A 14,815-nucleotide genomic window follows, 5' to 3' on the forward strand; every position below is an offset into this window, starting at 1 on the left:
ACAGCACTTAATTTTAAGCGCTCATCGCAGAGTCTCTTTGAAGTGGTTACAAAGCTGTTAAACTTACGTAAGTTTAACGAGATAAACCTTTCTGACTCATTTTAGAAAAATTACTTATTTGTAATTTCCACCCGTTAGCCTCAAAAGCTTAGTGAGGTATCAAAATCAGCCAGGCGCAGTACCGTCCCACCCAGGAGCCATTGGGGAATCCTATAAAACTGACTATTAGAGCAAATATTTGTGCATTCTGAATTTAAATTGAATGTCGATTATTTCACACAATTTCAAAATTCGAAGGATTAAGAGGGCTCATTGATCACGCGTTTCGAGAACATATCCAGCACCACGCAAGGTATGGATTAGCTTCTTGTCAAAAGGGTCATCAATCTTAGCCCGAAGCCTTCTCATTGCTACTTCAACAACATTGGTGTCGCAATCAGCATTCAGCCCCCAGACAGAGGACATGATTTGCTTGCGTGACAGCGTCGTACCAGTCTGGCGCATCAAGAGGTGTAGCAAGGCGAACTCCTTGTTGGTCAGTTCAATCCGCTGCTTGGCGCGACAGGTACGGTGTCTGCCCAGATCGAGTTCCAGGTCGCCGACACACAGCACATCGGGCAATGCCGACAATTCAGTGCGACGCATCAGAGTACGTACTCGGGCCAACAGTTCTGGAAACTCAATTGGTTTGACCATGTAATCGTCGGCGCCTAGGTCGAACCCTTTGATTTTGTCCTCCAGACTACCTTTAACGGTAAGTATCATGATAGGCGCAATAATGACCTTGCGAATGCTTACAAGTAGACCCCAATCGTCACGTTGCGGTAGGTTCGCGTCGAGCACTACAAGATCATAAGCCTGTTGGGATACTAAGCGTAAGCCATCGATTCCGCTGGCGACGCAATCAACGACGAATCCGCTTTCAGACAGCCCCTGATGTAAATAATGGGCGGTTTTCAGCTCGTCTTCTATTATCAAAATACGCATTTTTCATAAAATCTCGATACTAAATAATAAAACTTCCTTATACGCGCACAGATAACTTCACTCACCAACCCATTCCAACATATTTGCATTGATCGATTTTAGTCAGTAAGAATTTATCACGCATTATCGAGGCTCCGCTACGCAATCGACGTAAAACATACAAACCTCCACACTAAATAGATCTTAGACTAATTGTCCGCAGCAGATGGGCTTATAACAAATTTGTAATTCTTCAGTCATCCTTCTGATAACTGCTCAACAGTACATTGAGTGTGCAAAAAATCTACGCGTCATAGGATCCTGCGGACGGGGCGACTTCTGATCGAATCCAGACACCTGAAATCGATGCCCGCAGTTTTTTTAGACCATCAAATATTTATTAGTGAACAAAGAAACAATGCGCTTTGGGGGCGTAAATCTCGTTATGCGATCTCGCATTAGAAAAATGTTGTGGGCGGCAGGTCCACTGTCTCGTGTTTCGTCGTTGATGACGGCGTCGCGACAGGAAGCCCACGTCGAGGCTAGGACAAAACCCCAAACCGCATTACTCAATAACCCAAGCCCCGTAGATGTCCAGTGGGATATCCAAACTGTCCAAACGGGGCACCAACAGACTGATTTGATCCCTAATCCAGTACTAATGGATGCCAAAGCCTTCCGCGAAAATTCGAACACCACCAACGTAAAGCTCCGTCGGACGCCGAAAGTGTGCGTCATGCGTGCACAGCAAGGTCTGATTTCAGTTCAGAGTTCGCAATGTCTGGCGGAACGAGGATGACCAGCATCCGGAAGCGGTTGACCCTGGTGGACGCTTCAACACCGATTTTGTCCTTCGGCCGCAAACTAAAAAGTATTTCGTCGGCGGCCAGCCGCACCTATCAGTCTCGTGATCTGCACAACGTCACCAAGCTACGCCTGCGGTACGAAATCCGCCTCGCTGTAGACAAGCGCTCGACGGCCAACAGAGCAACAAAGTCTACGCGGCCCCGCACCCAGTATTTCGCTTCAGCACAACTACTGGTGTTCAAGGACGAATCGAGCAGATCTACAGCCACGTCGCTTACTTGGGGGGGCACCTCATGAAAAAGATTTTCATCAGTTTGGGGTGTCTGGCGGTTTGGCTAGTCGCAGATCGCCAACTAGCTGACGAGAACGTTCAGGGTCACTGGTGCATCCACGAGTTGCACCGCGCCATTGGCGATTTTTTCTTACCTAAAACGTAGTGACACTCCGGTGGCAGTTCGCGCCTGGATACGTCGAGATATTCCGGAGTACCCATGAATAACAAAGTACCAATTCGCAGTTGGGAAATCACCCTCGGTAGTAATCAGTTAATTCTTGCAGTTTCAACCTGGCTTCTATTGTTTAGTAACTGGCCATTTTGGCGAGCTGTCTGGCAAGGCGTGGGAGGCCTACAGGACGGAAACACCATATTCGTGCTTAGCCTGCCTTGGTTCGTGTTGATTTGGCTATACGTATTGCTCAGCGTGATGGCCTGGGGACGCTTGATAAAACCTGTGTTAGCTATCGTGCTGCTGGTTGCGGCAGCAACGAGTTACTTTATGAATAGCTATGGCATAGTAATTGATTACAGCATGCTAACGAATGTGATGCAGACGGACAGGTCCGAGGCCACGGACCTGCTGAACTGGGAACTACTGCTGTGGATGCTGGGCTTTGGTGTTATACCGGGGTTGATTATTACCCGAGTCCGTTTGATCCAACGATCGTGGTCCCGCGCACTTGCTCATCGATTGATGGGTGTGGCGGTAGCGCTCACCTGCTTGGCGGTCATCGTATTTACGCTTTATCAATCCTATGCATCGCTGATGCGTAACCATCGCGAACTCCGATTGATGTTGGTTCCGTCGAATGTGGTTTCGGCAATCCATGGGTATACGCGTCGCCAGCTAGCAGTTCCCACCGAATTAAAAACCATTGGTGCTGATGCCCGCCGTGAAGAAGCTACTGCTGGTGTACGCAAACCACGGCTAACGGTACTTATGGTGGGTGAAACCGCTAGGTCCGCTAACTTCTCCCTCAATGGCTATACCCGGGATACCAATCCGGAATTGGCCAGGCGTGGCGTCTTAAGTTTTACCAATGTCAGCTCATGTGGAACAGCTACGGCCGTTTCCTTACCCTGCATGTTCCTGGATGTGGGTAAAGAAGGCTACAAAGACGGTATGGCGCTGCGTAGAGAAGGACTATTAGACGTTTTGCAGCGGGCCGGAGTATCGGTCCTTTGGAGAGACAATAACTCGGGTTGCAAAGGCATTTGCGACCGAGTACCAAATGAAAAATTGAACAATCAAAAAACGCTGGGATTATGTAGAGCCGACGAGTGTTACGACGAAGTCTTATTGCAAGATTTACAAGCCTACTTGGATAAACAGCAGCGGGACTCAATCGTGGTGCTACACATGAAAGGCAGTCACGGCCCATCCTACTCGAAACGCTATCCACCAGCGTTCGAACGATTCGGGCCCGTTTGCAATAATAACCAACTCGAACGTTGTACGCGCGAAAGCATTGTCAGTGCCTATGATAACAGTCTCAGTTATACGGACTACGTACTTGGGCAAACGATCGACCTGCTAAAGCGTAACGCTGAACGTTTTGATACGGCGATGCTTTATGTCTCTGATCACGGTGAGTCCCTCGGCGAGAATGGGCTTTACTTGCATGGACTTCCTTATGCCATGGCTCCCAGCGAGCAGACTAGTATCCCCATGGTACTCTGGATCTCCAAAGATATGCAGTCGCGTCAAAACCTAGATCCTCAATGCCTGAAGGAACAACGCGGAGTATCACTGTCCCATGATAACTTATTCCATTCTATATTGGGGTTGATGGGTATTCAAACTACATCATATCGCCCCGAGCTTGATCTGTTCAGTACCTGTCAGTCCAAAGCGTCAACACCGTTAAAGCTCGCGCAGACATTTGAGCGTCAATCAATGAAAACACCGAAATAAGTGGAGCTGCGCGAGAAAGATCTAAAATGACCCTATAGTATGAGCATACTTTGATTAGAAGCCATGCAACTACTAATCGTTGCATGGCGCCACTTCTAACTCTTCCTAAAAATCAGCATCCGGGTGAGCTTTTTTTAAGACTATTTAGTCGGCCACATCAAGCATCAAAAAAGCTGCAAAATTCTGCCGAGCTATTTTCTCAATACATTCACCTTGCACGTATAGATAAAATGTATAACTCAGGTGTTTAATTACAGTTTGGTTCGTTAGTGAATGTGCGTGAAACATCGACCGCCCCCAAGACCCCCAAAGTTTTGCGACCAATCAATACGGGGTAGTTCATGTCGCCTCGATCCCTCAGTGAAAACTCTTCCTTATAAATTTTATCACCTATGCACATCGTCATCATGACTACTGGACGATGTTCAGCGCCACCGGCGCCTCGAACCTTTACATTTCTTTCGACGCGTCGCTCGAAGAGTGCGTTACTCACCTTCTTAGTTTTTGTGTCTTTTACTTTAACGTTGAAACGAACCCATTCCTCTCCATTTTTACGGAATCGTTCTAAGTCTTTCGCATCCATCGAGGATGTAAGAGCACCTGTATCTAACTTTACTTTCACAGCAATATTTTCTGGCAAAAGTATTCCTTCCTCAATCCACCCGTATACCCTTTCTGGATTAGCAGGTGTTGAAAAGCTGGCTGCGCAACAAAAGCCAAAAACAAAGCCAGCCCAGAATAACTTAAAATATTTCTGACCATTTTAATCGACCCTTTTGATCTGTATCGCGACGTATAAACGTTCATCCAGCTTAAATAAATACCACGACTCAGTTAGTGGACCATACCCTCATGATCGTCAGCCAGTTGATCGTGAAAATCAGATCCTTCCATTTGGACGGTAGTATGGCTGATGTGGAACTTATCACTCATAAGGCTGGTTACTTCAGCCAAGATAGCTTGCTCGCTGCGGGAAGCCGAGTCAGCGACAAGATGGACGCTCATAACACTTTTACCACTGGTCAAAGCCCAGATATGCAAATCGTGGATATTCTTGACCCCCTCAATGCCATAAAGCGTTGCCTCTACCTTTTCAATATCGATGCCCTCTGGAACCCCTTGCAGCAATATGTTCATGCTTTCCTTGAGCAATGACCAAGTCCTGGGCAGCACCCAGAACCCGATGCCAGCCGCGACAAGTGAATCAACCCAAGTCCAGCCGGTGAAACGGATCAAAAGAGCTGCGATGATGACGCCAATAGACCCCACCATATCGCTCCAGACCTCTAAATAAGCGCCCTTCACATTGAGGCTTTCCCCACTGGCAGCACTCAGTAGGCGCATTGAAACAAGGTTGACGATGAGCCCGAACACCGCAATGACCAACATGCCAGTCGACTGGATTTCCGCCGGGACTTTAAGTCGCAGATACGCTTCATAAACGATGTATATAGCGACTAAAAACAGCAAGACCGCATTGAAGGTGGCTGCAAGTATTTCAAATCGTGCGTACCCGAAGGTCCGCTTCCTATCCGCAGAGCGCTTGGCTATATGAATAGCGACCAAGGATATCGCCAAAGCCGCAACGTCCGTCAGCATGTGGGCCGCGTCGGATAATAAGGCCAGGCTGCCGGTGACAAAAGCTCCAATGACCTCCGCGACCATAAAGCTTGTCGTCAGGGTGAGTGCGATCCACAGCAACTTTTCGTGACCGGCGCGTACTTGGCCGTGACTGTGTCCTGAACTCATAACCTTTTCCTCAAACGCCGCTTGCTGAAACTCCAACCACCCAGGTAGCACCCTTGCTACGAGTCGATTGCAGGATATAAAGACCAGCTAATACCCAAAACGGTTCCATCTCATGAAACACCCTATTTCAGAATTGGTGCTGGTTCGAGGTATATCCCGATCAAAGCGCGAAATCGCAGCCTTAATCGAACATCTCCTGCAAAAATGATTTTTTGCGGTACGACTGTTGCCCCTGATGCCCACTCTGGTTTTGATGCCCACTCTGGTTTTGATGTCCACCATGACTTTGATGGCCGCTCTGATGACTGCTCTGATGGCCACCTTCTCTCCAACCGCCACCGTGACTTCCTCGCTGATCTCCATGAGCTTGGCTATCTCCATGCTGGCTGTAACCGGGTTGTACTGCTGGAGGAGCATTCTGTACGGGTGGAATTGGGTTCTGTGGAAGAAACCTAACGGCCTCCTGTTGTTGGCTGCGCTCGATGATCTTGTCGAGTTCACCTCGGTCGAGCCAAACGCCACGGCATTGAGGGCAATAATCAATTTCGATGCTTTGGCGCTCAGTCATTACGAGGGCAGTATCTTTGCAGATCGGACATTGCATGATTTGATTTCCTTGTGTGGGCATGTAATTGAAGACGAAGTCGCAGCTTTCGTATCACCGACGCAGTAGCCGCAGTCCGTTGAATACGACCAGCAGGCTCGCTCCCATATCGGCGAAAACAGCCATCCACAACGTAGCGTGGCCGGACAATGCAAGCGCCAAAAATACAACTTTGATACCCAAGGCCAGTCCGATGTTTTGCTTCAAAACAGAGGCACATCGACGACTCAGGCTAATAAAATCAGCAATCTTGCGTGGGTCGTCATCCATGATGGCGACATCAGCCGTTTCAAGGGCTGTGGCAGTCCCTGCGGCCCCCATCGCAAAACCAATGTCGGCTTGCGCCAATGCTGGAGCATCGTTCACACCATCGCCCACCATGCCAACAGTACCAAAGCGGCGTTTGAGTTCCGCGACGGCGACTTGTTTATCCTCCGGCATCAAGTTTCCGCGTGCATCCTGTATACCGAGCTGCGCGGCGATGGACTTGGCCGTTGCAGGATTGTCGCCCGTGAGCATCACCGGTACGACATTCAATGCTTTCAGAGCAGTTACGGCTGCAATGCTTTCAGGTCTTACTGTGTCCGCCACAGCAAAAATCGCCACCGGACCTCTGGCGGCGCAAAGCACGATTACTGTTTTTCCTGCGTTTTCGAGCAACGACAATCGGGCTTCAAGCGCAGGCGAACACAGACCTAACTCCTCAACCAAGCGGTGGTTGCCCAAGTGCCATAATTGACCATCAATAACGCCTTTGACACCACGACCGTTGAGTACACCGAAGTCCTCAACCGAAAAGGGAGCGACGTCTGGTTGCTGTAATTTCCAGCCGTTGACCAACGCCTTTGCCACTGGGTGCGTGCTGTGGTCGTCGAGACTCGCAGCGATCTTCAAAGCCATTTCGATGGGTAGATCACCAAACGGCTCGGTATCAGTCAGTACCGGCTTGCCTTGGGTCAAAGTTCCGGTTTTGTCGAGTGCCACAACTTTAAGAAGTCGCCCGCTTTCGAGGTATGCACCGCCCTTAATCAAAATGCCATGTTTGGCAGCCGCGGCAAGTCCACTGACAACGGTAATTGGCGTTGAAACTACCAAAGCACACGGGCAGGCGATGACTAGGAGGACCAGCGCCTGATAGAGCCAATCGCCCCAGGTACCAGCGAACAGAACGGGGCCTAACGCAGCAACCAACAGGGCAAGAACCACTACAGCCGGGGTGTAATAACGTGCAAACTGATCTACAAACCGTTGAGTAGGGGCTCGTTGAGCTTGCGCGTCTTGTATGGCCGCAGCGATACGAGCAAGAGTGCTTTCTCCTGCTACGGCCGTCACAGTCGCTTCAACCACTCCGTCGGTAACGATACTGCCTGCGTAAAGCGGGTCACCGACCTGCTTATCAACTGGAAGGCTTTCGCCAGTAATTGGGGCCTGATCAAGCGCAGCGCGACCAGACTCGACGCTGGCATCCAACGGTACTCGCGAACCTGTACGAACCCGAATACGACTACCGAGTAACACACTCGCCACGGGCTGATCTTTCCAGGCACCGTCAATCATTACTTCGGCGGTTTCCGGCGCCAACGCAGTTAGCGACTTGATCGCGTTACGCGCTCGCTCCAAAGAAAGTGCTTCGATAGCTTCAGCAATAGCGAAGAGGAAAACCACCATCGCAGCTTCAGGCCACTTACCAATGACGAGAGCACCAACGACAGCCAGCGACATCAGAAAATAAATGTTCAGAGTAAAGTTCTTAATCGCAATCCAACCCTTTTTTAGGGTAGGCAAGCCAGCGCTAAGAATGGAAAGAGCGGCAACAAAGACCCGTATCAAGGGGGACGCGGCTAACTGGTCGTTGCAATTCGAGCGTGGAGCGTTAGGTAAGGATCCGGCCGCAGACGTTTATTATGATGAGGGACGGAAAAATTTGACACTGTCCAATCTGACTGCCGAACTGGTTGGTGTGATCGAGAAAGAACTGCTGGCCAGGGTCGGCTAAGAATGTTTTCTAATGTGGTAGCTCTCTACCGCGCCATTGGAGCGCCCCCCATTGAGGACGGAGTCATCCGCTATGAGGGGATGCCAACGCCCGACATTATCGGTACGTTGCGAATGTGCGATGGCCTGCCCGCAGCCTATGGCAAGTTCGAGCATTGCTCTGAAGAAGCAGACTCTCTCGATATTGAGTTTCGCTTGCCATCGAACGAGTCTGGCCGTTTCTACGCGAACCTAGGCGAGTTTGTCGCTCGCAATGGCTCATTGGGCAAGGGCCAATTTCCGAGCAACGTGTACATTGTTGAGCTCTGTTGGGCAGATAGTGATGACACCGAACCTCCGACGATTAAGGCGCTCAGGCGCGTATGTCGGTTGATCGAGCTGCTTGCACTGCTAGCGATCGGTGTCGACAAAGACAGCAGCCAAGATGGTTTTAATCTTTTCTTTGCCTTGCCTCCTGATGGGGCTAAGCCGCCGAGAACATTTCTGTTGCCTACTCAGGTTGACGCCAAGGTACTTGACTATGAGCTCAATCACCTGAGCTTGTTGGAAGAAATACTCAATCGAAAAAACGAAAATAAGGCACACCTCTCCGAACGAAAATTAATGATTCGGATGGCGGTGGCTAGCGTCATAGAGAAGTTTGAGAGCGAGCCCAATCTGTTCTTGGTGATCGTGCGGGAGTGGCGGGAGGTCCTCGCCACATACCGCGCGAATCTGCAAACCTACGTCTATAGCTTCTCGTTTGAGCGGGCCCGGCGCGAGGTGGCCCAAGCTGAAATCGACTATGGCACCAAGCTTAGCGGGGTGCTGGGCGACATCGCCGGCAAGATGCTCGCCCTGCCGATATCGCTAGCGGGTTTGGTCGTGCTGGAGAAAACAACCTCAAGATTCGAAGGTTTTATCCTTGTCCTTGGGTTGGCAGTGGTTTCTGTGGTTCTGCTTGCAATCCTTCACAACCAAATGCTGCAAACGGAGCGCCTCCTACACAGCTTCAATGTCATTTTCGATGATTTCAAGGACAAGATAAAAACATATCCCCCTAAACTTCAGGGGCTGCTCAGGATCACCATCGATCAAGTCGACAAGCAAGGCCGAACCCTCACCAGGACCTTTCGGTTGCTGAAGGGGTTGTCCCTGCTTCCAATCGTCGGTGCTTTGCTGCTAGCCGCGATAAAATACTGGGACGATTTCTTATGGCTGTTAAAGGCTATCCTAGCGATGGTGTTTTCGGTACTCAACGTAGCCCCTAATATTCTCAGCCCATGAGGCTTTTTTAACACGTTCTTCGTCTCATCTTACTGCGCTCAAACGACTCATCCATCTGGAGCAGTCCAAGCAGCTGTCAATGATATAGAGGAGATGTATCTTTAATAAAAATCTTGGGTGCTTCATGAGGAGCTCGAGTTGGTCCCTAATGCCTTATCTGACGTATTCAGCCTACTCCGCCAATAAGTTAAATTTCTAATAGTCGAGCTCACGTGTACTGTGGAACACCTTACGCATATGTAATATTCGCGGCAGCTTTCTGAAAGGCATCACTGGTTATCCTCTAGTCAGAAGTAAGTGAACACTAGGAGAAAATCATGAAATCACTAAAAGTTTTTTTTGCCGTTTCCATCTTGACGATGTCTTCTTTGGCCATGGCTGAAGGAGGTGGTGACCGTGTTTATGGTCGAATGATGCAAGAGAACCAGAAGGCGATGGAGCAGTACGCCTTAGAAAACGGAAAGACGACACCTGAAGTCGTCCATTATGAATATGGAATGAACCTCGATGTCCAGAAGGTAATCAGTACCACTCAAGCCAATAAAAGCTGTGGCGTAGCCCCTTCGCGCATGACCTATGAAGATTCGGCGGGCAAGCTTAACACCCTGGAATACAAGGTTATGGGTACTAACTGCCCTCACGGAAGCTAGTTAGCGTTGGCCATAACTGCGCCAAGTTGTTCGGTATGTTTTGAGCCTGCTTACTGTTCGCTGACATAGAAGTAATTTTCAGGTCACGCTGGAGTTATCTATTGTATGAAATTATGTCTGCCGGCACGTAGGAGAAATCCTCACGTGCTGGTGGCTTTTTATAACTATAAAAAATTTCATAAAGAAACTCTGCCAAGCTAAAGCCTGGAGTGTTAAATGAACAATAAAAGCATTTATGGTCTTTCTCTCATTGCCCTTAGCATGAGCATGGCGCAAGTTGCAGTGGCTGTTGAGCAAAGACCTGAAGGATTCATTGAGGGGAGCACCTTTAGTATTCTCAATCGGAATCTCTATCTCAATCGTGATTATCGAAAGGGCCAGTCAAGCCCCACGGGAAATGGGTACTCAGCCGAATGGGCTCATGGCATCATTGGCCGGTTCGAATCAGGCTTTACTCAAGGTACCGTAGGCTTCGGCATTGACGCGTTTGCAATGGAAGGCCTCAAGCTCGATTCAGGTGATGGTCGCTCGGGAGCTCGTAGCTCAGTCGATGTCTTGCCGCACAATAGCAAAGGCCAACCTGAAGACTCCTACTCAAAAGTAGGCGGGGCCGCAAAAGTGCGTTTCCTGGATACAGTCGTCAAGGTAGGGGACGTATTTCCATCGACGCCTGTCGTGGCCTATGGCGATTCTCGACTCCTCCCTGAGAGTTTTCGTGGTGCAACGTTTACCAATACCAGCATCAAAGACCTGACCCTTCAGGGTGGTCGACTGCATGCGATGAGCCAACCCAATTCCAGTGGCATGCGTGACGGCTTTTCGACTTTCTACGCTGGTGCGGTAGATGCTCCGTGGATCGCTTATCTAGGGGGCGATTACACAGTCAATGAGCACGTAGGTGTGAGTCTTTACACCAGCCAATTCAAGGATGTGTGGAACCAGTATTACGCAGGCACCACATTGAGCTATCCGCTCTCAGACAGCGTATCGCTAATCGGTGGCTTTAATTACTACCGAGCGGTTGATGAGGGTAAAAAACTTCTGGGAAGCTTCGATAACAACATCTGGAGCGGCAAGACCGGGGTCAAATTCGGAGCGCACACCGTGACCGTTGGGTACCAGCGCAATAATGGTAACGACGACTTTGACTACCTTCGCCAATCCGACTCAATTTTCTTGGATAACTCTATTCAGTACAGCGATTTCAACTCACCGAAAGAGGAATCCTTGCAGCTGCGCTACGATCTAGATATGCAGGCTTTCGGCATCCCCGGTCTCAGCTTCATGACCCGCTACGCTAAGGGTTGGGATGCGGACTATTCCAACGCGAACAGCGTGTACATGCGTCGTGGAGCGGATGGCGCCCCACTGCAGGATCAAAAGCGTTGGGAACGAGACATCGAGGCTAAGTACGTCATCCAGTCAGGTTCTCTGAAGGACATGTCTCTACGTGTTCGCCAGGCAACGACACGAGCCACGGATTTCGAATCTGATTTGGACGAGGTCCGACTGATTGTCGAATACCCGCTGCAACTCCTTTAACGGGCGCTAGCCATCGGCATTAGGCCCCATTACCAGATACACCCCCGTCTCTTTGTTTCTCCTTTGGTTTTGGAGACGGCTTAGGCGCCCGAGTGGCGCCTTTTTTTGTGTATTGATATAACTGTTGGTATGTTCCGGCCATTATTCCAGATCTGATGCTGCCCCTCATGGGCTCTCGCACAATCAATTGCAGAAACAGGTTCTGCACGAGCAGGTGGTGTTGCTAACTGTGGCGTCTGAGGACGGCCGCGCGTGCCAGATGATCGGCGGTTTGAGGTCTAGGCTTAAGGTAAAGGATTTGCCGGGTTAGCCTGCACTTTGGCTTTATCGAGGAGCGTGACGTAGCCGCAGCCTTGAGTCTCTGACACATGAAAGAGCTGGATTTCTGCACGATGCATTCCACCTACTTCTTTAGCCGCGTGACGGTTATCCCGATCAAGCGTATGGGGATGGCTCGTTGGCGAGAAAGCTTGTTCACTTTTTTACTGAAGAACGTCAACAGCAACCTCAAATACTTTAATTTGCCGCTGAACCGACTGATCGAACTGGGTACGCAGGTTGCGATATAGAAACAAACAAGGCCGCAAATGCGGCCTTGTTTTATTCAGGGTGTTACTCGTGTGAGTGTCCGTGCTCAGCGCTCTCGGATGTTGTTCCTTTCTCACCGCCACCGCATGCGGTCATCAGGCCAAGAAAGCAGATCAGGAGCATCGAACGAATCAGCGTTGCTGGGGTTTTCATGGAATGACTTTTCAAAAAATGGATGAGATAAATGGTCTTTATCTAGGCTGAGCGCTGCATTTTCGGCAATAGAACAGCCATCGCGGCTTCGGATTACTGTTTGATGCTCAAGTAATCGCCGGCCGTTCTCAGTGAGATGGTCACGTCGCTGTTGCTGCGATTACGCCAAAACCAACCATGGGTGCCGTCAAAAATAGCGATGAATTCACCTTTATCACTTTTGACCTGCTTGCCCTTGTTGTAGCTGTGGAAGTAACCCTTTTCACCGTTGTAGGGCTCGCCATGGGTGTCGTAGTTCACAGGCCCACCAACCGTTGTCCATTCATAGTTGACGGTTCTGTTTTTCAGCACTTCCAGCTTGATTTCTTTCCCTTCACCAGGCTTCAGCGTGATGGTTAGTTGATCTTTTTTCAGGGCTAGATTGGACTTCGCCACAGGTTGAACCGCAGATTGCACTTCGGGTTTAACTGCTGCAATTTGCGGAGCCGGCTCCGGAGCCGATGCTTGCGGCGGATCTGCGTCCGCTAAAGCCTCTTGGGCAAGGATGATCTTCAATTCGCCCATCTGGGTAAGGCCCAGTGTTCGGCCTACACCTGTCGGATCAATGGCGTATTCCGAGGGCATTACGACTGTTACCAGAAGTCCCGCAGCAACCAATATTGCAAGAACAGTCGAACGTAGCAGTTTGCGAGTGCTGGGCAATTCATTAACAGTGGGAAGCGGAGTATTGAACATGGTCAGAATTCCTTACGCGGAGACAAACAGGCCGGTGATCTGGTAACCCATCAGCAGGAAACCGGCACTCATCATGGCAACGTTGGCGGTATAGGCGTGACGCCAGAAACTGCCGGTGCGCCGCCAATACCCCATCAAAATGAGAATCGCGCTAAGGGCCAGCAATTGGCCGATCTCGACGCCGACGTTGAAGGCGATCAAGTTCGGAATCAGGCCATCAGGCGAGATTTCGTACTCCTGGATCTTAGTGGCCAGCCCGAATCCATGGAGCAGGCCGAAGATCAGCGTGGCCACCTTGGTGTTGGGTTGGAAACCGAACCAGCGCTGGAATGCATCCAGGTTATCAAGCGCCTTGTACACCACCGAGAAGCCGATGATGGCGTCGATGATGTACGAGCTGATGCTGACCTCTGTAAGTACGCCAAGCAGCAGCGTGACCGAGTGCCCTACAGCGAACAGCGTGACGTAGAGCCCCACGTCTTTCAGGCGATAGAGGAAGAAGATCACCCCGAACAGAAACAGCAGGTGGTCGTAGCCCGTCATCATGTGCTTGGCGCCCATGTAGATGAAGGGCAGCAACATGACGCCGGAACTTTCTTGGATGAAGCCCTTGTCACCTTCCGCGACGGCGTGAGCCATCGCCTCGGGCATCCCGACGAAAAGTGTAGCGACAAGTAAAAACAACAGCAGTAGCGGGCGGTGCGATGGCGCAGTGAATGCGACAACGCCGCTCATCGAGTGCGAATGCATAGATCAATCCTACGTTGCAGGGATCAAAGGCCGCAGAGCGGCCATGGTCAGGATGCGAACGGGGGACGGGGTGGACGCTCGATCAAGAAAATCGGCGGACGAGGAACGGAATATCGGCGCGCATCAACTCGTATAGACAGCTTCGGCTGTGCAGCCAAACTTAACGCGGACGTGAGCTGAGGTGTTTCGTGCTGATGGTCAGGGGTCAACGGTGAGTGGTAGTGATCCGAGTAGCTCGCACGCGACATCTCTGCCTGCTGCTCATGGGAGTGATGGGCGTCTTGTGCAATCTCCCAGGCTGGCTGTTTCGATGTCACCGACAACGTATAGGTATGCCCTGCCCAAGCCACAAACATGGCGAGAGCAAGTGCGATTACCACCGTCATTGTCAGTGTTCTGCTGAACATAGTGTTCGGGTTTCAACTCGTTTTGTGGGGCTTTGATGCGTTTGACCGCATCCCCCTAGGGGGGATAGGATGCCAGCGTAATTCATTGAGGCCTGAGGCTCAAGTCATGAGTGAGCAAGAACACGAACACAGCCATGCGCATACCCACCAAAGTCATGAAGCAATCATCAAGCGGCTCAAGCGGGCGGACGGCCATTTACGCGGCATCATCACGATGATCGAAGAGGGTCGTGAGTGCGTGGACATTGCTCAGCAGTTACATGCTGTTGAAAAAGCGGTGTGCCAAGCCAAGCGCACGCTCATTCAGGATCACATCGATCACTGCCTGGAAGACACTGTTTCGGCGTTGGGCAATGGCGAGCGTGCACCGCTAGAAGCTTTCAAACAAATCACCAAGTACCTCTAGGTCTG

The 14,815-nt window shown here is 50.4% G+C and carries 13 protein-coding genes and 2 pseudogenes; 8 read left to right on the forward strand and 7 right to left on the reverse strand.

The window, feature by feature from the left end:
* Nucleotides 1–309: 309 nt before the first annotated feature.
* The gene (locus H7698_RS05830) at nucleotides 310–987 is read right to left on the reverse strand and encodes a heavy metal response regulator transcription factor (protein WP_194690848.1); all 678 of its coding nucleotides are present in this window, start codon (nucleotides 985–987) and stop codon (nucleotides 310–312) included.
* Nucleotides 988–1,761: 774 nt separating this feature from the next.
* Here H7698_RS05830 and H7698_RS05835 point away from each other — a divergent pair.
* Both H7698_RS05835 and H7698_RS05840 read left to right on the forward strand, forming a co-directional pair.
* Nucleotides 1,762–2,070, forward strand: a complete 309-nt coding sequence (locus H7698_RS05835; protein ID WP_130205470.1) for a hypothetical protein — start codon at nucleotides 1,762–1,764, stop codon at nucleotides 2,068–2,070.
* Nucleotides 2,071–2,264: 194 nt separating this feature from the next.
* A complete protein-coding gene (locus tag H7698_RS05840; RefSeq protein ID WP_017341668.1) occupies nucleotides 2,265–3,965 on the forward strand; it encodes a phosphoethanolamine transferase in 1,701 nt (566 codons plus the stop codon).
* Nucleotides 3,966–4,212: 247 nt separating this feature from the next.
* Here H7698_RS05840 and rloA3 read toward each other — a convergent pair.
* The 4 genes and pseudogenes from rloA3 to H7698_RS05860 form a co-directional block, all read right to left on the reverse strand.
* Nucleotides 4,213–4,671, reverse strand: a pseudogene (gene rloA3, locus H7698_RS05845) (retropepsin-like aspartic peptidase RloA3); the annotation flags it as partial.
* Between the two features lie 128 nt (nucleotides 4,672–4,799).
* Entirely contained in the window at nucleotides 4,800–5,714 is a 915-nt protein-coding gene (locus tag H7698_RS05850) for a cation diffusion facilitator family transporter (RefSeq protein ID WP_017341666.1), read from the reverse strand.
* 181 nt (nucleotides 5,715–5,895) lie between these two features.
* On the reverse strand, nucleotides 5,896–6,342 hold the full coding sequence (locus H7698_RS31715) for a TFIIB-type zinc ribbon-containing protein (RefSeq protein ID WP_321197510.1): 447 nt from the start codon (nucleotides 6,340–6,342) through the stop codon (nucleotides 5,896–5,898).
* A 30-nt stretch (nucleotides 6,343–6,372) separates the two neighbouring features.
* The gene (locus H7698_RS05860; RefSeq protein ID WP_235992747.1) at nucleotides 6,373–8,103 is read right to left on the reverse strand and encodes a heavy metal translocating P-type ATPase; all 1,731 of its coding nucleotides are present in this window, start codon (nucleotides 8,101–8,103) and stop codon (nucleotides 6,373–6,375) included.
* 13 nt (nucleotides 8,104–8,116) lie between these two features.
* Between H7698_RS05860 and H7698_RS05865 the strand changes: the two genes are divergently transcribed.
* The 5 genes and pseudogenes from H7698_RS05865 to H7698_RS05885 all read left to right on the forward strand — a co-directional run.
* Nucleotides 8,117–8,314, forward strand: coding sequence for a hypothetical protein (locus H7698_RS05865; protein WP_223272654.1), 198 nt, complete (start codon nucleotides 8,117–8,119; stop codon nucleotides 8,312–8,314).
* Nucleotides 8,315–8,316: 2 nt separating this feature from the next.
* Nucleotides 8,317–9,579: a hypothetical protein gene (locus tag H7698_RS05870; RefSeq protein ID WP_017341663.1), complete on the forward strand. Its 1,263-nt coding sequence runs from the start codon at nucleotides 8,317–8,319 to the stop codon at nucleotides 9,577–9,579.
* A gap of 317 nt (nucleotides 9,580–9,896) precedes the next feature.
* Nucleotides 9,897–10,229 (forward strand): DUF2790 domain-containing protein, encoded by a 333-nt coding sequence (locus H7698_RS05875; RefSeq protein WP_017341662.1) that lies wholly within the window; start codon nucleotides 9,897–9,899, stop codon nucleotides 10,227–10,229.
* 216 nt (nucleotides 10,230–10,445) lie between these two features.
* On the forward strand, nucleotides 10,446–11,771 hold the full coding sequence (locus tag H7698_RS05880) for an OprD family porin (RefSeq protein ID WP_017341661.1): 1,326 nt from the start codon (nucleotides 10,446–10,448) through the stop codon (nucleotides 11,769–11,771).
* 145 nt (nucleotides 11,772–11,916) lie between these two features.
* Nucleotides 11,917–12,340: pseudogene (locus H7698_RS05885) on the forward strand (KUP/HAK/KT family potassium transporter); the annotation flags it as partial.
* A gap of 265 nt (nucleotides 12,341–12,605) precedes the next feature.
* Here H7698_RS05885 and H7698_RS05890 read toward each other — a convergent pair.
* Nucleotides 12,606–13,247 (reverse strand): hypothetical protein, encoded by a 642-nt coding sequence (locus H7698_RS05890; protein WP_031319193.1) that lies wholly within the window; start codon nucleotides 13,245–13,247, stop codon nucleotides 12,606–12,608.
* Nucleotides 13,248–13,259: 12 nt separating this feature from the next.
* Entirely contained in the window at nucleotides 13,260–13,997 is a 738-nt protein-coding gene (locus H7698_RS05895; protein ID WP_052909679.1) for a HupE/UreJ family protein, read from the reverse strand.
* Nucleotides 13,998–14,510: 513 nt separating this feature from the next.
* Here H7698_RS05895 and H7698_RS05900 point away from each other — a divergent pair.
* Nucleotides 14,511–14,810, forward strand: coding sequence for a metal-sensing transcriptional repressor (locus tag H7698_RS05900; protein ID WP_017341657.1), 300 nt, complete (start codon nucleotides 14,511–14,513; stop codon nucleotides 14,808–14,810).
* Nucleotides 14,811–14,815: the final 5 nt, after the last annotated feature.

The sequence above is a fragment of the Pseudomonas sp. p50(2008) genome (assembly GCF_015351605.1).
Classification (GTDB): domain Bacteria; phylum Pseudomonadota; class Gammaproteobacteria; order Pseudomonadales; family Pseudomonadaceae; genus Aquipseudomonas.